Raw genomic sequence first — 19,596 nt, 5'->3', positions numbered from 1 at the left:
GTCGGTCTATACTGGACGGAACCGATCGGAAATCGTGAGGCGCACTGTCGCTCGTTGTAGTGGATCTCCGTACTCCGACCGTCACGCGCTTCCGTCCGACAGTATCCGTGCCCCTCGGGGCGATCTCGGCCATCATCCCACCTGTTGGAACTGCGGAGTGGATCCGTTCGTGCAGCCATCGATATCGTTCTCCGCCGGCGATCGTCGGTTTCGATCCGATCTCTGCATACGACCCGGTTTGCCACTCGGCCTGCTGGGTCCATCGCTGTATAATGATGGCTTTTAAGATAGAACGGTCGCGTCCACGTCGTGTGAGTGAGGGAGGGAAACGAACGACAATCAGTACGGATCGGTCGTTCGGGGGTATCGTTCACCGGTTCCGCGACGAGATCGTCCCGATACGGTCGGTGCCGGTGCGGTTTATCGTCCGGTGGAGCCGAAGGCAGCGATAGCGAGTTTCGATTCGACGGCGGTCAGCCGCTGTGACAGCGCCGATTTGGAGATGTCGAGCCTGTCGGCCAGCTCGCCGAGACTCGTCTGACGGGGCGTTTCGTAGTAGCCTGCGGAGACGGCCAGCACGGCCGCCTCGCGCTGCTTTTCGGTGAGCACCGAGAGATCGATCGTCGTGAGCTCCGCCGATCCCGTCTCGGCATGATCGAGCTGCTGGAGCCGGCGAAGGCGGAGTCGTTCGACGGCCGAACGCAGCTCCTCGACGAGCGGTTCGAGCGTCCCTCGATCCGGCAGATAGCATTCGACGCGGAACTGGTCGTCCGCCACTCGTGTGATGTTCGGGACAGCGCCGTGGGCGGCGAGAATCGGGCATGGACACGCCTCGTCGGGCACGTTCTCCATGTGGATCACCGCATCGCTGTCGCCGTCGTCGGCGAGCCGCACGTCCGCGTGACAGTCCCCATCGACCAGTTGCTGGCCGAGAACCGTCGGCGACCGATCGAACTCCTGCAGCGGGCATGGCGACGAGCCCTCGAAACCGAGCTCGAACTGGACCCGGAGTGCGTGACGGACCGTTCCCGCGGGACGGTCGCCGTCCAGCTCGCCGGAGTCGCTACTCATACGTTCGCCGTTTCGTTCCGGCGTCTTGATACTGTCGGACGGAACCGGTCGAGAACCCACGACACGGACCACTCGGAGGAGGTGGGGAGGGACTATCCCGGCTTCAGTCGTCGTCCTCGGGGAGAATCCGATCGGGGATCGTTCCGCCGGGAGTCTCGTCGGGGGTCGACGTCTCCCGCAGGACGAACCGCTTGCGGATCACGTCGTAGGCGAAGACGACCGTCCCGAGGATCAACAGCGTGTCGCCGGGGAACCGTGCCCAGAACAGCAGTTGGACGAGATCGCCATTGTAGAAGGCCAGCGAGCGCGCGGCGTCGTAGCCCTGCGTGAACGCGGTCTCGAGCTGGAGGAAGCCGATCGGCAGCAGCGAGATGAGCACCATGATGGCGAGACCGGCGTTCCAGAGCCAGAACGCCCACCGGAGCCGGCGCTCGTTCCACCGATCGGGATCGACGGTGAGCCGGAGCATGTACACGGCCATCCCGAGCGCGAGGAAGCCGAAGGCCCCGAACATCGCCGCGTGGGCGTGGGCCACCGTCATGTAGGTGCCGTGCTCGTAGTAGTTGATCATCGGGAGGTTGATGAAGAATCCCAGCACGCCAGCGCCGAGGAAGTTCCACGCCCCCGAGGCGATGATGAACATGAAGGGCAGTCGGTAGGCGAACGATTCGTCGCTCGTCGCGAGCGCGCGATACTGCCCGAGCGCCTCGAAGAGGATGAGGATCAGTGGGATGAGTTCGAGCGTCGAGAAGATCGAGCCGAACGGGATCCAGACGTCGGGCAATCCGACCCACCAGTAGTGGTGTGAGGCACCGATGACGCCCGACCCCATCACGAACAGCGCCTGGAGCATGACGGCCTTCTCCGCCGAGCGCTTCTCCAGCAGCCCCATCGAGACGAGCGTGATGCCGATGACGGCGACGATGAAGAACTCGAAGGAGCCCTCGACCCACATGTGGACGACCCACCAGCGCCAGAACTCCGTCATCACCATGTTCGTCTGTGGCGTGTAGAGCACGCCGGCGACGAACAGCAGGCCGATCGAACCGCCGGCGTAGATGATCATGTGGGCGAGCCCGTAGCGCGACTCGCGTTCGAGCATGGGCTTGAACCCGCGATAGAGCAGGATCGTCCAGAGGACGAATCCGAGGAGCAAGCCGAACTGCCAGAGTCGTCCGACCTCGACGTACTCCAGGCCCTCGTTGCCGAGGATCCACCAGAGCGGGTTGTCGGTGCCGATGACGCCCTTGAAGCCGAGCCAGACGCCCACGAACCCGCCGACGACCACGACGACGAGCGCGCCCAGCAGCACGTTGACGAGCGTGCGCTGGTGGTCGGGTTCGTGGCCAGTGAGCAAGCCGGGCAGGAAGAGGCCGGCACCGATCCAGAGCGTGGCGACCCAGAGGATGGCGAGATCGAGGTGATACGTTTTCGAGATGGCGAAGGGGAGCCACTGGAGGATATCGATCCCGAGCAGGTCGCCGAGTCCGAAGAAGCCGTCGCGTTCGACGTAGTAGTGCGCGAGCAGCGCGCCGAAGAGCACCTGCACGACGAACAGCAACGCGGCGATGGGGATATATCGCGTCGCGGCGCGCTGGCTCGGCAGGAGATCGACCTCGCGCGGGTCGGGGATATCGATGCCGGCGATCTCGGGTTCGGCGAGTTCGATCGAGTGGTAGAGCCAGACGCCGATGCCAGCGCCCGCGATGAGCAGGACCATCGCGATGGCGCTCCAGACGACCGTCGGACCGGCAGGCACGTTGCCCGCGACGGGGTTGTACGGCCAGTTGTTCGTGTAGGAGTAGTCCGCACCGGGACGATCGGTGTGGGAGACCCACGCGGTCCAGAGCGCGAAGTCGGCGAACTGCCGTGCGTCCTCCGGATCTTCGATCATTCCGGCGGGCACGCCACGCTCGCGCGCACCGTTCGCGTAGCGGTCGACGTACTCCTCGCGGACCTGCTGGTGGGCGAACAGTTCGGCGGCGGAGTATTCGACCGGGCCGCCGTCGTAGTCCCTGTCGAGTTCGTTCGTCACTCGGCTGTCGATGGCTGCCTGTTGGGCGTCAGACAGGGAGCGATAGGACTGATCGCGGCGCTCGTTCGCGTAATACTCCTGCATATACTGGGTCTTGAGATCGAGCGCATCGGCGGTGAAGTCCTCGCCGAAATAGGCCCCGTTGCCCAGGATCGACCCGTGGTTCATCAAACCGTTCGACTGGAAGGTGGCCTTGCCGGCCTGGATCCGCTCGTCGGTGGCGACCGTTTGGCCGTCCGGGCCGACCACCTCCTGCGGGATGGGCGGGGCGTTCTGATACGAGTAGAGCGCGCCAGCGCCCATGACGACGAGGTTGGCCACGAACACCACGACGAGGATCTTCGCGAGCGTCTTTCGAGTGACGTCCATGCTACGTCGGTGCTTCGACGGCCACTTCAATATGAGCCGGGACGATTCTCACTCGCTGATATCTCCCGAACACGTTCGCCAGCAGCCGGCTCGTGGGATCCGCCACTCTTTCCCTTCTCCTCCATCCGCGAGTCAACACTCAGTCGACGTAGAGCGAATACAGGATGATCGCGAAGCCGGCCGCGGTGAACGCGCTCTCGACGAGGAGCGCGTGGCTCTGATCGACCGGCACGATCTGATCGACGATGCCGGCCACGAACGCGCCGACCGTGATCACGGCGAAGCCGATCGTGAGCGCACGAAGGGCGGGTGATTCGGTTCGTCGATAGGCCTTGTACGCGAAATACGTTATCAGCCCGCCGAGCGAGAGACTCAACACCTTGAAAACGGTCACTGCGGTCGCGACGAGTGCGCTCATTTCTTTCGTACCTCCGCCCAGAGCTCCGAGAGCTGTTTCTCCGGCGTCTGTTCGGGCTGCTCGATCGTCAGCTCCAGCGATCGATCTTCGTCGAGATCGATGTGTACCGCCTCGAAATCGAGTGCGTACCGTGCCGTGTGTCGACCGCTGGCTCTGAGTTCGGTTTGTTCCTCGACCAGCGAGGCCTCTGTGAGTCGTTCGAGCTTCCGGTAGGTCGTCGACAGCGGCACGTCACAGTCCTCCGAGAGCTCCTTGGCGGTCATCGGCTCCTCCATCTGCTTGATGATGGTGCGACATTCGGGGTCGTCGAGGGCATCGAAGACGACCTGTAGCTGTGGATGATCGGCAGCGAACGGATCACGCCCCATCTTTGCCCCCCATCTGGATATCGCCTCGTGTTCGATCGGTCGATCGGCCACGGGCGGTTTGAACGTACTCATTCGTCGTCGGTAGCGGTGCTCTCACGCCGACGGCTGCTCGCCACCGTCGGTGGACGTGTGGCCATCGCATCTCATGGTCGCTCCGCCGGTGTCGACTCGGGGAGGTTCTCGACGAACCGTTTGATGATCTTCTCCTCGGCACGATGGAGGGTCTCGCTGCACGTCGATTTCGCCAGATCCGATTCCGCGGCGAGATCGGTCAGCGAGCAGCGTCGCGGCGTGTCGTAGTAACCCTGCTCGATGGCCGCACGGACGAGTTCGAGCTGCGTGTCGGTGAGGAGCTGTGTCGGCTCGATACGACGGTGGATCTCGTTGACGGTGAACGGGATCCCGAACTGTTCGAACTGCGTGCCGAGCTCCGAGAGCCGTCGCTGCGGTGCGGTGACCTCCCAGATGGCCTCACCCTCCTCGATGGTGAACGGCATCTCGAGCGGGACGCCCGAATCCTGGATCGGGAACAGCAACAGCGGCGTCGTCGTCTCGAACTGGATCAGCGCCTCGTCGCTCTGCTGGCGGAGAATGTCGAGTTCGACGACGGCATCGCTCGCCTCGATATCGGCGAGGATCGAGGGGAGGTTCTCGCTCGTGATCTCGGCGAGACCGACGCCGGCGTCGTCGCCGGCGAGCGCCGCGAGGATGCGGACGGTCGCCGCCGGATGTGTGCGTGATATCTCCCCGATCCAGACGTGTTCGGGGATCGTGAGCGTGAGATTGGCTCGTGGCATCGTCTCTAGTGAGATGTCTTCGGCCCGGAACCCAATCAGTGTTCCCGAATATGTTCGTCTACGCGACGACGTGACCCTGAGCGAACATCATCGGCGGAACGGCTATTCCTGTCGATCGGTGAGAACGTCCATGCCAACCGGACCGACGGCGGACGGCACGCGCGAGCTCGATGTCCGAACGATCGACGGCGAACCGTTCGGCGAGATCATGGCGGCGCTCGACGAACTCGACGGCGGCGAGACGCTCGTGCTCGTCAACAGTTTCGAGCCAGAGCCGCTCTACGCCGTTCTCGCACGGCAGGGCTACGCCCACGAAACCGAACGTGCCGGCGAGGACGAGTGGCGCGTGTCGATCACGAAGGCCTAACCGAACGGTTTCGGGAAAACGATTTGGGCTCTCCGGGGAGTACGAGCAAGCGCATGTCCGACCGACTCGATCTCCGTGATATCCCGGCCCCGAAACGCCACCCGAAAGTCCACGACGCGTTCGGCAATCTGGAGAGCGGCGAGGCGCTGACCCTGGTCAACGACCACGATCCGAAGCCGCTGTTCTACGAGATGCAGGCCGAAATCTCCGACTTCGACGCCGAGGGCTACGAAGTCGAGGAGCGGGGCGAAAACGAGTTCGTCGCGACGCTGCCGAAGAAGTAACCATCCCGACGCAGCCGTTTCATCGTCGTGTGGCGTGAGCCACCACGTCCGATTCAGGGGTCCGCCATCCAGATGACGGTGACGACGCCGGGCTCCACCTCGATCGTCTCGTACTCGTAGCCACGGTCGGTGAGCCGCGGATACAGATGCTGTGGAGCACGGTCGTTCACCTGCACCAACACGGTTTCGTCGTCCATTTCGACGAGCCGTTCGAGAGTGTTCTGGAGCGGCTGTGGCGGCGGGAGATCGCGGGCGTCCATCGTCTCCCTCGCTCGGTCCGGCGGCGCCTCGGTCTCGACCACGTACTCGTCCACGGCGGGCATGGATGAATCGACGGACTGGATGCCCTCGAATGGTTCCCCGAAGATGTTCACACAATCGTTCGTCGAATCCGATCGCTTCGGGAATCGCGTTCTCCGCTGCCGATACGCCGAACACGTTCGGGGGTTTGCTTTCCCGTTCCGGAGCCCAAGGTAGAACATGGCGAGCGTATCCCACAACGATGCCGAACCGATCACCGACCGTCTGCACGACAACTCCTGGTCGGCGAACCTCGAAAAACCGCGCCACGCCGACGACAGGGCACTGGTCGTCGAGCAGGCGCTCGACGCCATCGAACACACGGTCTCGGGCAACCACGTCAACCTCGTCACGCACGGCGATCACGGCCACCCGCAGGAGTACCTCTTCGACGCGCTCGCCGACGAATACGGCGACGAGATCGAGTGGAACTACGTCGAACAGTGTGGCTGTGGCGGCCACGTCACCCGCGTCCACGTCTGATCGATGGCGGCCGATCCACGGGCGATCGACACCAGCCAGCGCCCGTTCGTCCTCATCTGGGAGGTCACGCAGGCGTGTGCGCTCGCCTGCAAACACTGTCGGGCGAACGCACAGCCCCAGCGACATCCGGACGAACTCACGACGGCCGAAGGCAAGCAGTTGCTGGACGACATCCGTACGTTCGGCGACGGACAGCTCGTCGTGCTGTCCGGTGGCGATCCGCTGGCCCGCGACGACACCGTCGAACTCGTCGACTACGGGACGGACAACGGGCTGCGAATGACGCTCACGCCGAGCGGGACGACGTCGCTCACTGCCGACCGAATCCGGGAGTTGGCCGATGCAGGCCTTCGCCGGATGGCACTGAGCATCGATGGCGGTTCGGCCGCGGCTCACGACGAGTTCCGCCAAGAACGGGGCAGTTTCGAGCAAACGCTGCGGGCAGCACGCGACGCCCGCGCTGCCGGTGTTCCGATACAGATCAACACCACCGTCTGTGCGGACACCGTCAACGAACTACCGGCCGTTCGGAATCTCGTTGCGGAGCTCGGTGCCGTGCTCTGGTCGGTGTTCTTCCTCGTCCCGGTCGGACGGGGACGGGTTCTCGATCCGATCTCGCCCGACCGTGCGGAACGGGTCATGGAGTGGCTGTGTACCGTCAACGACGACGTCCCCTTCGGGATCAAGACGACCGAGGCGCCCCACTACCGACGGGTCGCGATCGAACGCGGCCGCGCCGACCACGCGACCCGATCGTCGGCACCGGACGGGATCGGCCGTCGAATGGGGATCACCGCGGGAAACGGGTTCGCGTTCGTCAGCCATACTGGCGAGCTGTATCCCTCGGGCTTCCTGCCGCAGGCAGCGGGGAACGTCAAACACGAGGATGTCGTCGACGTCTATCGCGAGTCGGAACTGTTCCGGCGACTCCGCGATCCCGACGCACTCCGGGGGAAATGTGGAGCATGTGAGTACCGACACGTCTGTGGCGGGAGTCGTTCGCGAGCGTACGCGTACACGGGCGATCCACTGGCGAGTGATCCGCTCTGTGCGTACCTGCCTGACGAGTACGATGGAGCACCGCCCGACCAGCAGTTCACTGCCTGACGAGCGTGATCGATGACCCAGAGCACCGACAACCGTGGTCGTGATCGGCGAAATCGCGGTTCGCAGCGATCGGTCGAGCCGAATGGATCACGAGAGCGCGCCATCGAGCGGCTGCACGCCCACGCGGATCGGATCGAACAGCGGGAGCTCCGGACCGCCCTCACGAAACTGGAGCAGCACGGAACCCTCACGGATGCCCAACGAGCCATCGTCGTCGATATGGCGGACGCGCTCGTCGACGAACTGCTGGCTCCGCCGACGCAGTCGCTTCGAAACCCGTCGTCGACGAATTCCTTCGATGTGCGGACGGCGCTGGAGCTGTTCGATCCGGACACGCTCTCGAACGAATGACGATACTGAGACGCCCTCCAGTGTCGAATCCGCGTTTCTCGACGGCATGCTGACTGTCATACGATCGGATAGACAACAGTCACACTGTCGGCACGATTTCGTCCTCTTTGAGATAACACTGCGGGTCGGGGGCGAACGGATCGTCGTGCACGGAGAGTGCCCGGAGTCGTGACGCCCCTCGGCAGATATCTTGATATTGACAGTCAGCACACCGCCCTGACAGTCGCTGCTCTCGGTTGCGCAACGCTTCCAGTAGTGGGTTCGAATCGTCATCCCAGATCGCACTGAACGGGCGATCACGCACGTTGCCGAGGCTGTAGTTCTGCCAGAACTGTGTGAGATGGACGTTTCCCTGGTAATCGATGTCGGCGACGCGCTCGCCGGTCGGATCGCCCCCGTTTCGGCGGAGGTAATCGTCTATCCGTTCGGCGTTGGCCTCACTCAGATGCTGGCGCGCGTATTCGACGAGATAGGCGGCATCGGTGTAGTTGCCCACGAGCAACGTCTCGATCTCGTCGCCGTGATCGTGATATCGTCGCGTGAGATCACAGAGCTGCTTCACGGCGGCCCGCTTTTCTTCCGGCGAGAGATCGGCGTCGACGATCCCTGCACCACGACCACCGTAATCGAGATGGTAGAAACAGAACCGATCGACGCCCTCGTCGTGGAGAAGATCGACGACAGCGGGGAGATCCGCCGCGTTCCGCTCGGTGATCGTGTATCGGAGCCCGGTCTTGAGGCCGGCGTCGAGACACGCCCTGATCCCACGCACGGCCGCATCGAACGCACCGTCTTGGCCACGGAACGCGTCGTTCCGTTCGGGCAGTCCGTCGACCGAGATGCCCGCATATTTCAGGCCCGCCTCGCGCAGCTCCCGTGCGATCTCGGTGGTGATGAGCGTGCCGTTCGTCGAGAGCACCGGACGGATGCCGCTCGCGTCCGCGTATTCGATCAGTTCGGGTAGATCGTCGCGGACGAGCGGTTCGCCGCCGGAGAACAGCACGACCGGGACGCCGTAGTCGGCGAGATCGTCGAGCACGCGCTTGCCCTCCTCGGTAGTGAGCTCGCCGTCGGCGGTTTCGGTGTCGGCGGCCGCGTAACAGTGTGAGCAGGAGAGATTGCACTGTTTGGTGAGGTTCCAGACGACGACCGGCCGTCGCTGTTTGTGGTCGGTGATCTGTGGTTTCGCGGACTCGCCGGCAGCGTCGTAGCGAAGCCCGTCACCCTCCGCGTCGAGACCACAGAGGAGCTTGCTGATCGAGATCATGCGCTGTGGCCTCGCTCGTCGCGCTCTCCCTCGGAATCGACCGACACGGCCCGTTCGTCGATCGTCGTTCTGGAATAGCGCCGCACGTCGGTCGCTGGACAGAGCCACAGATCGGTCGCGTACCGGCCGAACAGGGTCGTCGCCTGTGTCCGAGCAGTTTCGATCGTGGGCGCGGACACGCTCCCGACGTGCTGCAGTGGATCCCGTGACTCGTTCCGAATGAAGACCTCCCATTCACGATCGACCGCATCACGGGGCTGCTCGCCGACGCGAGACCAGTTCGATTGCTCGGCCATGGTTCCACACGCGAGCCACGATGCAAACGTTCCTTTCCCGATGATGTTCGGCGATCTTGGTGCTCACGGCCGCTCCGCCGGCGGGAGCCGAACGCGTTTCGCGATCGGTTCCTCGATCGAGAGCCGCATCGTGATCTCGGTTGCCAGCCGATCGCTCACATCGAAGCCGATGTTGTCGTAGACGGTTCTGGCTCGTTCGTTCTCCGCGGCGACGGTCAGTACGAGCGCACCGTGATCCCTGTCGTCGGCGTGGGCGATGAGCTGTCGAATCAGCTCGGTACCGAGGCCTCGATTCTGGTAGGCGTGGTGGACGAACACGACGATATGTGGCTCCTCGTCGTCAAGCGGGGCGGCCGCGATATGGCCGACCACGTCGTCGCCGGCGAGCGCGACGAGGTTCCATCCGTTCGACGTGAGGTGATCGAGCCAGTCCTCGATCCCTTCACGCGACTCCGGTGGCAGACCGAGCGTTCTGCTGTCCGCATCGATCTCTTCGTACATCTGCACCAGCGCGTCCCGATGATCCGACTCGTACGGTCTGACTAGCAGCGCCGTCCCGTCGCCATCGACGAACCGTGGGCAGCGTGGCGGACAGTATTTCGTCCCCTCACAGCCGGAGTAGTCCCACCCGTCGCAGGCGACGCCTGCATCCCCGGAGCGATCGGCCATAGTGATACTTGATCATACTAACCGGAATACGCTGTTGCGAACATCTTCGCATCAGGAACCGATCCCGATTTCATCCCGTCGAAACGCCCGATGGCCACGAACGGGTTCGGGACAGCAGTTACCGGTTCTCGGGTTCGATACACGACCATGCCCGAGTTCCCGTCGCCGTTTTCCAGGGCGGACGATAGCCTCTTCGATCGCTATCACGAGTTCGTTCCCGAAAACCTGCCGGAACCCGGCCCGTTTCTCGACGGTCACGACGTTCTGACCGACGATCGCCACACGGCCTTCCACCGGCTCACGAAACGGCTGTTCGACGAGCGCGGCGTCTACGACATGACGTTCGGCTACAATCTCGCACGGCTCAATCTCGACGATCGCCATCCGGCTGCGGGCTATCGCTACGCCGAGGAGACCGACGATTCTTCGACGCTCCGTGCGGAGTTCACCCCGACGACACCGTTCTGTCCGCAGAGCCACACGCTCACCATCGGCTCGTTTCGCGCGTGGAACGGTCTGAGCGATCGCCACGAGTACGACCGCGTGCGCGTTCGCGTCCATCCGATGCACCAGCAGAGCACGGCCATCAACGATCGTCTCGACGAACTCGACGCACGCTATCGCGACACCGGGCGGATCGACGAAGCGAGCGAGAGTGCAACGGCCGGGTCGAGACGGCAGCCGGGATCGGCCGGCGGGGAACAGTCACCGTTCTGAGATCGACGACAGCCGTTCGACCGTCCGGCAGGTGCGTCGCTTTTCACGAACTCCGGACGGGATACGGTTCGACGATGCTGCCGGCCATCGCACGTGATCCCTCCGGAATCAATCGGTTTCCTGCGGGGCGAACACGAGCACGGCGACGCTGTCCTCGATGGCCGTCGGTGCGATCTCGCGATCGCCGCTGAACCGGAGCAGATCGCCCGCGGCGAGGCGATGGGACTCATCATCGAGTGCGAGATCGAGTACACCCTCGACGAGATGGCAGACGATGTCGGTGTCCGGATGGCGATGGGCGGGCAGCTGCTGGTCGGCGTCGAGCGTGAGACGGATGGTGCGCGGCGCGTCGTGTTCGAACACCACCGCGTGCGGTGCTCCATCCAGTTCGTCGAGGCGTACGCGTTCGGGCTCGGTCGTGGGTTCGGATTCGGGTTCGGTCGCTGTCATCGGTGTTCGTTCTCTCTATCATCGCTCCGTTGCCATCGCTTTCATCACGAACATGATCGGGTATGAGAGTGAGGGGAGGGATGAGAAGGGGAAGGAGAGGGTGTGGATCAGCGCTCCTCGGGTCGGGAGTCGACGGCACGTGAGTCACGTGACGCGGATGTCGGAACGAGGATACGCCCGAGTCCCTGTGGGCTGTGATCGCGAACGACCAGCAGCATGTTCCCGACGAAGAGGGCGAACCCGACGACTGCGATGCCACCACCGACGGCGAACACGGAAGCCGGAACGGCGAATCGCTCGCCGACGACGAGCAGTCCGGTACCGACGACCAGCGCGACGAGATCGGCGGTGGCGACGCGTGCGTCGTAGAGATCGTCGATCATGGGCACCGTCTCGTAGCCGAGCCGGTCGCTGTAGCGATGCACCCAGACGATGAACGGCACCACGTGATAGAGCGTGCCGAGCACCACGAATCCGACGACGCCGAACGCGAGCAGGTGGGGGCTCTCGGTGCCGAACAGCGTCGCACGGGCGAGCGGATCGGCGACCCACGCTGGCGCTGTCACCAGCGCCCAGAGCACCATCGCAACGGCCACGACGGCGTACCGCGACAGCATCGGCGTCCACGGAACCCGCGTCTCGAAGAGCCGTCGGGCGAGGATCACACCGACGGCGAGGATACCCGCAACGACGAGCAGCCCACCGACACGGGCGAGACTCCCGTTCGCCACGAGGCGGCCAGCGGCGAGTGCCAGTACGCCGGTGGGGTAGGCGATTTCCTCGAACCGTTTGAGCGGGCGATCGATGCCGTGCAGCGAGGTCTGGGTGAACATCGTTCCCAGCTGGTAGAGTGCGCCGAGCACCGTCGCGAGCACCGCGCCGAAGACCGCGAGCGTCGCGTGCGCCATGAGGATTTGCCCACGCGGGAGCGACGAGCCGAACAGTGGCTGGGTGAAATCGATCGCCAGCAGCACCCCCAGTATCGTCAGCAAGAGGAACGTTCCGAGCGCGAACGCGAAATGGCGCTCGGTCACGTCGAACGGACGAGCGCACAGCAGCGTCCGCCCGACGTTGTAGACGAACAGCCAGAAGCCGACGAGCATCACCGATCCGAACAGCGGGAGCCAACCGAGATTTCCCGCGAGCAGCGCCGCGACGAACCCGACGAGTCCGGGGGTGAGCAGCCACAGCTGTGCGAGCGCGAGCCGGCGCGAGTGGAGTTCGACGCCCGACCAGACCGGGACGAACTGCGTCATCGCGCCCATGATGGTGAGACAGATCCAGCCGACGAAGAGCAGATGGATGTGCGAGAGCCGTGTCAGCCCGACCCCGCCAGCGACCGCGTCCACGATTCCGAGCAGACCGCCGAGGAGGAGAAAGCAGAAGCCGACGACGAAATGTGCCAGCGGGATCGTCATCGGCGGCTGACGATCCGTTTCGAGATCGCCCATGATCGCGCTCATGCGCTCGCCTACGGCGGCCAGCCCCCTTGCAGTGCGCCCGAACAGGTTCGGCAGTGTGCCGCGATCCGGCTGCACATCGCCGTTCACGTCGTTGAAAGATGGGGATTATATCGTGATATTAGACTGTGAGTACCGGAATATCGCTCGTCCTAACGATACGCTCGGTCACGCTCCCGATGAGATATCGTCCGAGTCCAGTCCGTCCGTGAGTACCCATCGCAACGAGGTCGATTTCCTCGCTTCTGATATACTTCTGTATCGCTTGGTAGGGCGTTCCTTCTACAACGTCAGCAACGACATCGAGACCGCGGTTTTCACACTCTTCAGCGACGCTTTCGACAGTTCGCTCGCATCGTTCCGTCAACGATTCGATCATGGAAGGGACATCGTACGAACCTGCCACAGCACTGAGCTCGACGACTGAGAGCGCGTGAACCGTCGCATCGTACTGTTCTGCAATGGCGAGTCCGTGATCGACGGCGACGGTTGCAGTATCACTTCCGTCGGTCGGGATCACGATTCTGTCGTACCCCGAACTCTCCTCGGGTTTGGTCTGAGCAGTAAGAACGGGAACGTCACTCGTTCTGACGACGCGCTCGGCGACGCTGCCGATGAGATATCGATCGAGTCCAGTACGACCATGGGTACCCATTGCGATCAGATCGACATCGTGCTCGTCGGCAGAGGAACGGATCGTCTCGTGTGGGACGCCGTGTTCGATCGCGGTCTGGTACGTGCTTGGCGTTTCGTCTACGAGTCCTTCGAGCACTTGGAGTGCGTTAGAGGCCTGTCGTTCGAGCGCTTCCCGTTGGTCGTTTGCCGCCGAGTCGATACCTGCGAGACTGCTACTGTACGCTCGATCGTCGACGACGCTCAAGAACTGAACCTTGCTGTCGAAGGCGTTCGCAAGGTTCAGTCCGTGTCGTGCTGCAGCTTTCGCTCCCTCACTGCCGTCCGTTGGGACGAGTATGGTATTGTACATAACGTGTTGTCGTGAATCCCGATGGTGTTTGTAGTTTGGTCTCACTCGTTTTCGGATGGTAGCTTATCGTACAGAGCACCCCGGGTGACGATCACCCGAGGATGTAGTCGAGTTTCGGGTAGCGCTCGATGAGCGGTTCGCCGTCGATCTCGTGCTGCTCGACGATGGCGTCGAGGCCGAGGATGCGCCCGGCCCCGAAGGCGGCCACAGCGAGGAACACGAGCATGTACGCGAAGTCACCGTTGATCACACCGTTGGCGACCTCCCAGTTCCCGAAGTAGAACAGGAGCATCATGAACGCGCCCCAGAACGCTGCGAGGCGGGTCAGGAACCCGACCAGTAGACCGAGCCCGATGAGAAGCTCACCCCACGGGACGGCGACGTTCACGACATCCACGAACCACGCTGTCTGACCCATCGTCGCGAACACACCAACCAGTGGGCTCCCCTCGGGGACCGCTCCGACCAGATAGCCCTGTGCATCGAATCCGCCAGCGAGGATCTTGTCCACTCCGGAGTAGAGGAACGCGTACCCCATCATGAGTCGGAGTGCGAGGACGAACCACGCGCTCAGGCTATGGGCTTTCCCAGTGAGCGTGATCCCTCCGATTTTGCTCTTGAACGTGTTTGCTTCGCCGGTCATCTGGTTTGCTGCCATGGGTTTTCTCTCCTACAGTTGAACAGACGAACGCAGCCAGAATATACTGCGAGGGCAATTCTCAATGATTGAAAATTGAGGAAATATCGACGCCTCATTTGCGTTTCCTGTAGAGGTCGGAATGCAACAGTCAACCAGCCTCCGAAGGCCGACCCAGAGAGTGACAGCTGCAGGATACGGATACCAGCGGAACGATAGACAGTTGTCCCAAGACGGGGTGAGCGAGCAGGGCAGGGTCATTTACGAACGTTCGTCATCCGGCGCAGTTTGGCCCATTGCACGCGAACGTTCTATCGTCGGGGAAGGGGAGAGCAACTACCTGCCTGGTTCTCATATCCGGGCGTGCTATCGGGAACAACAGCGGTGTTCGGCGTTCTGGTGCAAACAGTACTCGGTACTGGCTGGATAGTCACTCCTTCGGATCCGGCTCCCGAACCGACAGCACGGGCACGGGTGACGTCCGCACCGTCTTCTCCGTCACGCTGCCGAGGAGGTAGCGCTTGAGGCCGCTTTGTCCACGAGTCCCCATCACGACGAGGTCGATATCGTGCGCGTCCGCATAGGCGTTGATCTCTCGATAGGGCGTTCCGTACTCGACGGCAGTTTCGATCACGGAGACGGATGCATCACGAGCACGCTCGTCGACAGTTTTGACTGCTGTCTGGGCTGCGTCCTCGAACTGCTCGTCGATGATATCGGTACGAACGTCGACCCCCAGCGCCATCGAATCGACGACCGAGAGTGCGTGGAGACGAGCATCGTAGGTCCGTGCGATATCCACGGCCGGATCGATTGCTGCAGCCGCTCCATCACTGCCATCGGTCGCCACCAGGACGTCAGTATATGGATACGTGATCGCGTCGTCGTCCATCTCTTGTACCGTCAACACTGGCGCGTCCGAGAGACGAACGACTTTCTCGGTGACGCTGCCGAGGGGATACCGATCGACCCCCGTTCGCCCGTGTGTTCCCATGACGATCAGATCTATTTCCTGATTTGACGCGTATTCGAGGATGGCCTCGTGGGGAACGTCAGTCCGGACGGCCTGATTCGCCGAGAGTCCGGCAGCGGAGAACTCGGAACGGGCTTGTTCGGCGGATTCGCTCCGTTCTTCTTTGATCCGTTCGTATTGTGGTGCGTTTTCGAGTCTCCGGGAATCCGCGACGCACAGCGCGTGGACGGTCGCCTCGTACTTCGTCGCCAGGTTCCTGGCGTACTCGCTGGCCATCTCGGCACACGCGCTTCCGTCGGTCGGGACGAGAACGTTGTCGAACACTAGTAGATCTGCCGTCGTCCACCGCAATCAATCATTGGAAGCACTGACAGAGGCGAATGATCGATTTCAACATCCCCTACGATTGCAGATTCGAACTACAGATCCACTATATTTGCAACGTCTGGAATCGACTATCCACTACCGAGAGGTTTCGGAGAGCCAAAAACAGTTTGCATATTGATAAGAGTTATTCGGGTATAGTGTGTAGTCGACGACGAGAGATGGTCACGAANTATCCACTACCGAGAGGTTTCGGAGAGCCAAAAACAGTTTGCATATTGATAAGAGTTATTCGGGTATAGTGTGTAGTCGACGACGAGAGATGGTCACGAAACTGGAGCGGATCGCGGATCGCCCGAGTGGATATCGATGACCGAGCCGGGAGCAGTGGCGTTCGTGTTTGTTGCCGGACTAGTCACGGCACTCGCGACGGGATTGGGTGCGATACCGTTCTTTCTGTTCGACGACATCAGCGACCGATGGAACGTCGCGTTGTGGGGTCTCGCCTCGGGCATCATGCTCGCAGCGTCCGGGTTCGGCCTCTTGGGCGAGGGGCTCGCAGTCTCGACGGGGATCCCAACACTGCTCATACTCGGAAGCATCGCTGGCGTCTTCCTCGTGATAATCGCCGACGCTGTGCTCGACAGGATCGATCTGAGCGACCAACCGACTTCTCCGGAGATCGGTGGCTCCACCGTGGACGAGGACGCCAACGCCCCTCGATCCGATGGTGGACCCTCGGATACCGGGCCAGCAGACACTACTGTGCCAGTAGAAGACGCCCCGTTGGCCACTCACGTGGTCGCTGAAGGCGACCTGCGAAAACTGGTGTTGATACTCGGTATTTTGACGGTCCACTCCTTCCCCGAGGGAGTTGCTATCGGGGTTTCGTTTGCCGATGTCGGTCTGGAGGGCGGTGTCACGATGTTCGGTCTCGTCGTGCCCGTNGTCCACTCCTTCCCCGAGGGAGTTGCTATCGGGGTTTCGTTTGCCGATGTCGGTCTGGAGGGCGGTGTCACGATGTTCGGTCTCGTCGTGCCCGTACTGGCCGTGTTCATGACGATCGCGATTTCGATCCACAACATTCCCGAGGGAATCGCGATCTCGATCCCGCTCCGATCGATGGAGGTGAGTGAGTGGCGGATGGTTGGCGCAGCGGTGTTCTCGTCGCTGCCCCAGCCGATCGGTGCCGTGATCGCGTTTGCATTCGTTTCGTGGGCACGAGGATTCTTGCCGTTCGGATTCGGGTTCGCTGCTGGGGCGATGATCTACCTCGTCATTACCGAGTTCATCCCCGAGGCGCTACAGATCGGTGCCGGACTGGACGGTGGTGGCCATCGCGAACTGGCTGCTGGCGTTGCTGGTGGCATCACGTTGATGCTGCCGTTGATGGCGATCTAAGTCGTTGTCTGCCGGCACACGGCTCATACGCGTCCGTTGTGAACTCTGATGCATCCTCGGCGACCTCCCGCAGCGACGCCCTCATCGAACGGAGATACATCCCCAACTCCTGACGGATGTTGGGTGCGCCCATCTCAACTCAACACAGTCCACGTTCAACGTCTCTCTGAGTAGATCCGTGAGTTTTATCGATAGTGCTCGCTACGACCTGCCCTCCCTCAAGCCAGCTTAAATAGATACTGCCGAAATGACTTAGACACTACGAGTGTATCGAATGTAAACACACAGGCCACTTCTCCACGGTTTAGAACTGTCATCTAGATTTATCTGCTGGCGAGCTGTTCCGACGAACGATGTACGAGACGATTCTCGTTCCGACCGACGGCAGTGAGCACGCGATTCGAGCCGCCGAACACGCCCACTACCTCATGCAGGCGTTCGACGCAACGGTTCATCTCGTCAGTGCTGCCGACGTACAGACGGCGGGTGGGATGTTCAACGCTGGCGGGGTCGATCGACAGTTCGTCGAACGCATTGAAGCCGAATACGAAGACGCCATCGCGNACGGCGGGTGGGATGTTCAACGCTGGCGGGGTCGATCGACAGTTCGTCGAACGCATTGAAGCCGAATACGAAGACGCCATCGCGACAACCGAGGAGACCTTCCAGGGCGACGCGATAGAGACGTCAGTACTCAGAGGGAAACCTGCTGACGCGATACTCGAATACGCCACCGAACACGATATCGATCTCGTCTCGATGGGGACGCACGGTCGAACCGGAGTGAGTCGATACGTAGCGGGCAGTGTGACCGAGCGCGTCGTCCGTCAGGCTTCGTGTCCAGTACTAACGACCAAAGCAATCGAGCGGAGCGAACTCAGCGGGGACTACGAAGACGTACTGATTCCGACCGACGGCAGCGAGGCCGCAAGCATGGCCATCGACCACGGCATCGAGATCGCAAAGAAAGCCGGCGCTCGCGTTCATGCAGTCAACATCGTCGATGCCGGCTCGGTAACACTCACACCCGGCTACTCCGCGCCACCGGAGTTGGCCGAGCGTTTCGAAGCCGAAGGCGAGCGCGCGACCGAGGAGATCGCTACGCGCGCGGCGGATGTCGATCTCGATGCAACGACGAGCGTCTACGAGGGGCTTCCGGCACGCGATTTACTTGACTACGCTGACGAACACGGGGTTGACCTGATCACGATGGGGACGACCGGCCGAACGGGTCTCAACCGCTACCTCCTCGGGAGCACGGCCGAACGAGTCATCAGACACGCCGAAATGCCGGTGTTGGCGGTCAACGCGCGGAAGGACGTGGACTGATAACGGCCGATGAACTGGACGAACACGGCATGGTACAGATGGACGAAGAGGCGATCCGCGGGTTTCCCCATCGGAACGTTGGGCGGCGACCTCTAGCTACACGCCCAGCAGATCCTCAAGCGACTCAGTGACTACCCCGGCTTATTCGCCACCACCGCTGTTGGAACGGATGGTGGCCGACCCGGACGATCCATCAACAGCGTCCAGTCCTGCAGGAACGGCTCGCTACCGCCGCTCAACCGAACCGCTGGAGTTAGCTACAGACGGATGTCGTCACTCGCTAAGCTCGATCGGCTCGATGTCGCTCTCGGGAGTGAATCCGAACACCTGTCCATAAAACGATAGTTCTGCCTCGGCAGCGCGCTGAATCGACTCCGCACGTCGGAACCCGTGTTGTTCGCCTTCGAACTCGAGATACGCGTGCGGGACACCGTTGTCGGCGAGCTCTTCGACCATCTGCTTCGCTTGAGAGGGCGGGACGACGGCGTCCTCGGAGCCTTGCAGCAACAGGGTCGGGCAGCGAATCTCGTCAGCGTGATAGAGGGGTGACCGTTCGTGGTAGGTGTCTTGTGTCTCGGGCAGGGGACCGATAAGGCCGTCAAGATACCGTGACTCGAATTTGTGTGTCTCGCGAGCCAGAGCTTCGACATCGGCCACGCCGTAGTGGCTCACTCCGGCATCGAACGTATCGTGGAAGGTCAGTCCACACAGCGTGGCATATCCACCGGCGCTGCCACCCTCTATCGCCAGCCGTTCCCCGTCGACTCGGCCCTCTTCGACGAGGTATTCAGCCGCGTTGACACAGTCGATCGTATCGATCACACCCCACTCGTTGGTGAGTCGTTCGCGGTAGTCACGCCCGTAGCCCGTACTCCCGCGATAGTTGACGTCGACGACAGCGATCCCGCGTGTCGTGAGAAACTGGATCGAGGGCACGCCGCTGATCGAAAGCAGCGGCAGCGTCTCGCTCGTCGGACCGCCGTGACTCAACACCACGAGTGGCGGTCGTTCGTCGGTTGGTTCGTCTACGTCGGGGTTTTGCGGTGGATAATAGCCCGTTGCACGGTTTCGAAATCAGTTCGGTAATATCGTACAGCAGTCACTAATTGCAGGAATAGTCACTTTCACTAGACTAGAA

At 62.2% G+C, this 19,596-nt stretch carries 22 protein-coding genes and 1 pseudogene; 8 read left to right on the top strand and 15 right to left on the bottom strand.

Features of this window, described 5'->3' with window-relative positions:
- Positions 1–420 precede the first annotated feature (420 nt).
- The 5 genes from C451_RS09335 to C451_RS09315 form a co-directional block, all read right to left on the bottom strand.
- Positions 421–1,071: a helix-turn-helix domain-containing protein gene (locus C451_RS09335; RefSeq protein WP_007740013.1), complete on the bottom strand. Its 651-nt coding sequence runs from the start codon at positions 1,069–1,071 to the stop codon at positions 421–423.
- A gap of 103 nt (positions 1,072–1,174) precedes the next feature.
- Positions 1,175–3,475 (bottom strand): nitric-oxide reductase large subunit, encoded by a 2,301-nt coding sequence (locus C451_RS09330; RefSeq protein WP_007740012.1) that lies wholly within the window; start codon positions 3,473–3,475, stop codon positions 1,175–1,177.
- Positions 3,476–3,614: 139 nt separating this feature from the next.
- A complete protein-coding gene (locus tag C451_RS09325; protein ID WP_007740007.1) occupies positions 3,615–3,893 on the bottom strand; it encodes a DUF7521 family protein in 279 nt (92 codons plus the stop codon).
- Positions 3,890–4,261: a winged helix-turn-helix domain-containing protein gene (locus C451_RS09320; protein WP_049913062.1), complete on the bottom strand. Its 372-nt coding sequence runs from the start codon at positions 4,259–4,261 to the stop codon at positions 3,890–3,892. Before C451_RS09320 ends, C451_RS09325 begins: the two co-directional genes overlap by 4 nt.
- Positions 4,262–4,404: 143 nt before the next feature.
- Positions 4,405–5,058, bottom strand: coding sequence for a helix-turn-helix domain-containing protein (locus tag C451_RS09315; RefSeq protein WP_007740004.1), 654 nt, complete (start codon positions 5,056–5,058; stop codon positions 4,405–4,407).
- Positions 5,059–5,188: 130 nt separating this feature from the next.
- Here C451_RS09315 and C451_RS09310 point away from each other — a divergent pair, with 130 nt between their 5' ends.
- Positions 5,189–5,425, top strand: coding sequence for a DUF2249 domain-containing protein (locus tag C451_RS09310; RefSeq protein WP_007740003.1), 237 nt, complete (start codon positions 5,189–5,191; stop codon positions 5,423–5,425).
- 53 nt (positions 5,426–5,478) lie between these two features.
- Complete coding sequence (locus C451_RS09305; protein WP_007740002.1) at positions 5,479–5,709, top strand: DUF2249 domain-containing protein; 231 nt, start codon at positions 5,479–5,481, stop codon at positions 5,707–5,709.
- Between the two features lie 53 nt (positions 5,710–5,762).
- Here C451_RS09305 and C451_RS09300 read toward each other — a convergent pair whose 3' ends face one another.
- The gene (locus C451_RS09300) at positions 5,763–6,032 is read right to left on the bottom strand and encodes a DUF2249 domain-containing protein (RefSeq protein WP_049913061.1); all 270 of its coding nucleotides are present in this window, start codon (positions 6,030–6,032) and stop codon (positions 5,763–5,765) included.
- A gap of 157 nt (positions 6,033–6,189) precedes the next feature.
- Between C451_RS09300 and C451_RS09295 the strand changes: the two genes are divergently transcribed.
- The 3 genes from C451_RS09295 to C451_RS09285 are packed head-to-tail and all read left to right on the top strand — an operon-like array spanning position 6,190 to position 7,950.
- Complete coding sequence (locus tag C451_RS09295; protein WP_007739996.1) at positions 6,190–6,492, top strand: CGCGG family putative rSAM-modified RiPP protein; 303 nt, start codon at positions 6,190–6,192, stop codon at positions 6,490–6,492.
- Positions 6,493–6,495: 3 nt separating this feature from the next.
- Positions 6,496–7,599, top strand: a complete 1,104-nt coding sequence (locus C451_RS09290) for a TIGR04053 family radical SAM/SPASM domain-containing protein (RefSeq protein WP_007739995.1) — start codon at positions 6,496–6,498, stop codon at positions 7,597–7,599.
- A 12-nt stretch (positions 7,600–7,611) separates the two neighbouring features.
- Entirely contained in the window at positions 7,612–7,950 is a 339-nt protein-coding gene (locus C451_RS09285) for a glutamyl-tRNA reductase (protein WP_007739993.1), read from the top strand.
- Between the two features lie 79 nt (positions 7,951–8,029).
- On the opposite strand, the gene C451_RS09280 is transcribed toward C451_RS09285, so the two are convergent.
- From C451_RS09280 to C451_RS09270, 3 genes are all read right to left on the bottom strand, one after another.
- Positions 8,030–9,217: a TIGR04347 family pseudo-SAM/SPASM protein gene (locus tag C451_RS09280; RefSeq protein WP_007739987.1), complete on the bottom strand. Its 1,188-nt coding sequence runs from the start codon at positions 9,215–9,217 to the stop codon at positions 8,030–8,032.
- A complete protein-coding gene (locus tag C451_RS09275; protein WP_007739986.1) occupies positions 9,214–9,513 on the bottom strand; it encodes an Htur_1727 family rSAM-partnered candidate RiPP in 300 nt (99 codons plus the stop codon). Before C451_RS09275 ends, C451_RS09280 begins: the two co-directional genes overlap by 4 nt.
- Before the next feature lie 63 nt (positions 9,514–9,576).
- On the bottom strand, positions 9,577–10,182 hold the full coding sequence (locus C451_RS09270; protein WP_007739984.1) for a GNAT family N-acetyltransferase: 606 nt from the start codon (positions 10,180–10,182) through the stop codon (positions 9,577–9,579).
- A 147-nt stretch (positions 10,183–10,329) separates the two neighbouring features.
- On the opposite strand from C451_RS09270, the gene C451_RS09265 reads away from it, so the two are divergent.
- Positions 10,330–10,899, top strand: a complete 570-nt coding sequence (locus C451_RS09265; protein WP_007739982.1) for a hypothetical protein — start codon at positions 10,330–10,332, stop codon at positions 10,897–10,899.
- Positions 10,900–11,007: 108 nt separating this feature from the next.
- On the opposite strand, the gene C451_RS09260 is transcribed toward C451_RS09265, so the two are convergent.
- The 5 genes from C451_RS09260 to C451_RS09240 form a co-directional block, all read right to left on the bottom strand.
- On the bottom strand, positions 11,008–11,349 hold the full coding sequence (locus tag C451_RS09260) for a cupin domain-containing protein (RefSeq protein WP_007739980.1): 342 nt from the start codon (positions 11,347–11,349) through the stop codon (positions 11,008–11,010).
- 107 nt (positions 11,350–11,456) lie between these two features.
- Positions 11,457–12,812: a hypothetical protein gene (locus tag C451_RS09255; RefSeq protein ID WP_152420455.1), complete on the bottom strand. Its 1,356-nt coding sequence runs from the start codon at positions 12,810–12,812 to the stop codon at positions 11,457–11,459.
- A 118-nt stretch (positions 12,813–12,930) separates the two neighbouring features.
- Complete coding sequence (locus C451_RS09250) at positions 12,931–13,794, bottom strand: universal stress protein (RefSeq protein WP_007739977.1); 864 nt, start codon at positions 13,792–13,794, stop codon at positions 12,931–12,933.
- A gap of 91 nt (positions 13,795–13,885) precedes the next feature.
- A complete protein-coding gene (locus tag C451_RS09245; RefSeq protein WP_007739975.1) occupies positions 13,886–14,452 on the bottom strand; it encodes a DoxX family membrane protein in 567 nt (188 codons plus the stop codon).
- Positions 14,453–14,861: 409 nt separating this feature from the next.
- Positions 14,862–15,728, bottom strand: a complete 867-nt coding sequence (locus C451_RS09240) for a universal stress protein (protein WP_007739973.1) — start codon at positions 15,726–15,728, stop codon at positions 14,862–14,864.
- A 369-nt stretch (positions 15,729–16,097) separates the two neighbouring features.
- Here C451_RS09240 and C451_RS09235 point away from each other — a divergent pair, with 369 nt between their 5' ends.
- Positions 16,098–17,129, top strand: a complete 1,032-nt coding sequence (locus C451_RS09235; protein WP_049913059.1) for a ZIP family metal transporter — start codon at positions 16,098–16,100, stop codon at positions 17,127–17,129.
- Between the two features lie 353 nt (positions 17,130–17,482).
- Positions 17,483–18,458: pseudogene (locus C451_RS09230) on the top strand (universal stress protein).
- A 273-nt stretch (positions 18,459–18,731) separates the two neighbouring features.
- Here the strand turns inward: C451_RS09230 and C451_RS09225 are convergent.
- Positions 18,732–19,451, bottom strand: coding sequence for a S9 family peptidase (locus C451_RS09225; RefSeq protein WP_338035189.1), 720 nt, complete (start codon positions 19,449–19,451; stop codon positions 18,732–18,734).
- Positions 19,452–19,596 lie beyond the last annotated feature (145 nt).

It is taken from the genome of Halococcus thailandensis JCM 13552 (assembly GCF_000336715.1).
Classification (GTDB): domain Archaea; phylum Halobacteriota; class Halobacteria; order Halobacteriales; family Halococcaceae; genus Halococcus; species Halococcus thailandensis.
This window is presented reverse-complemented; position numbering and strand designations above follow the sequence as displayed.

What these genes read in the sequence shown, in the direction of transcription:
- C451_RS09335 (WP_007740013.1), bottom strand. Translation starts at nt 1,071, where the DNA reads ATGAGTAGCGACTCCGGCGAGCTGGACGGCGACCGTCCCGCGGGAACG.
- C451_RS09330 (WP_007740012.1), bottom strand. Translation starts at nt 3,475, where the DNA reads ATGGACGTCACTCGAAAGACGCTCGCGAAGATCCTCGTCGTGGTGTTC.
- C451_RS09325 (WP_007740007.1), bottom strand. Translation starts at nt 3,893, where the DNA reads ATGAGCGCACTCGTCGCGACCGCAGTGACCGTTTTCAAGGTGTTGAGT.
- C451_RS09320 (WP_049913062.1), bottom strand. Translation starts at nt 4,261, where the DNA reads ATGGGGCGTGATCCGTTCGCTGCCGATCATCCACAGCTACAGGTCGTC.
- C451_RS09315 (WP_007740004.1), bottom strand. Translation starts at nt 5,058, where the DNA reads ATGCCACGAGCCAATCTCACGCTCACGATCCCCGAACACGTCTGGATC.
- C451_RS09310 (WP_007740003.1), top strand. Translation starts at nt 5,189, where the DNA reads ATGCCAACCGGACCGACGGCGGACGGCACGCGCGAGCTCGATGTCCGA.
- C451_RS09305 (WP_007740002.1), top strand. Translation starts at nt 5,479, where the DNA reads ATGTCCGACCGACTCGATCTCCGTGATATCCCGGCCCCGAAACGCCAC.
- C451_RS09300 (WP_049913061.1), bottom strand. Translation starts at nt 6,032, where the DNA reads ATGCCCGCCGTGGACGAGTACGTGGTCGAGACCGAGGCGCCGCCGGAC.
- C451_RS09295 (WP_007739996.1), top strand. Translation starts at nt 6,190, where the DNA reads ATGGCGAGCGTATCCCACAACGATGCCGAACCGATCACCGACCGTCTG.
- C451_RS09290 (WP_007739995.1), top strand. Translation starts at nt 6,496, where the DNA reads ATGGCGGCCGATCCACGGGCGATCGACACCAGCCAGCGCCCGTTCGTC.
- C451_RS09285 (WP_007739993.1), top strand. Translation starts at nt 7,612, where the DNA reads ATGACCCAGAGCACCGACAACCGTGGTCGTGATCGGCGAAATCGCGGT.
- C451_RS09280 (WP_007739987.1), bottom strand. Translation starts at nt 9,217, where the DNA reads ATGATCTCGATCAGCAAGCTCCTCTGTGGTCTCGACGCGGAGGGTGAC.
- C451_RS09275 (WP_007739986.1), bottom strand. Translation starts at nt 9,513, where the DNA reads ATGGCCGAGCAATCGAACTGGTCTCGCGTCGGCGAGCAGCCCCGTGAT.
- C451_RS09270 (WP_007739984.1), bottom strand. Translation starts at nt 10,182, where the DNA reads ATGGCCGATCGCTCCGGGGATGCAGGCGTCGCCTGCGACGGGTGGGAC.
- C451_RS09265 (WP_007739982.1), top strand. Translation starts at nt 10,330, where the DNA reads ATGCCCGAGTTCCCGTCGCCGTTTTCCAGGGCGGACGATAGCCTCTTC.
- C451_RS09260 (WP_007739980.1), bottom strand. Translation starts at nt 11,349, where the DNA reads ATGACAGCGACCGAACCCGAATCCGAACCCACGACCGAGCCCGAACGC.
- C451_RS09255 (WP_152420455.1), bottom strand. Translation starts at nt 12,812, where the DNA reads ATGAGCGCGATCATGGGCGATCTCGAAACGGATCGTCAGCCGCCGATG.
- C451_RS09250 (WP_007739977.1), bottom strand. Translation starts at nt 13,794, where the DNA reads ATGTACAATACCATACTCGTCCCAACGGACGGCAGTGAGGGAGCGAAA.
- C451_RS09245 (WP_007739975.1), bottom strand. Translation starts at nt 14,452, where the DNA reads ATGGCAGCAAACCAGATGACCGGCGAAGCAAACACGTTCAAGAGCAAA.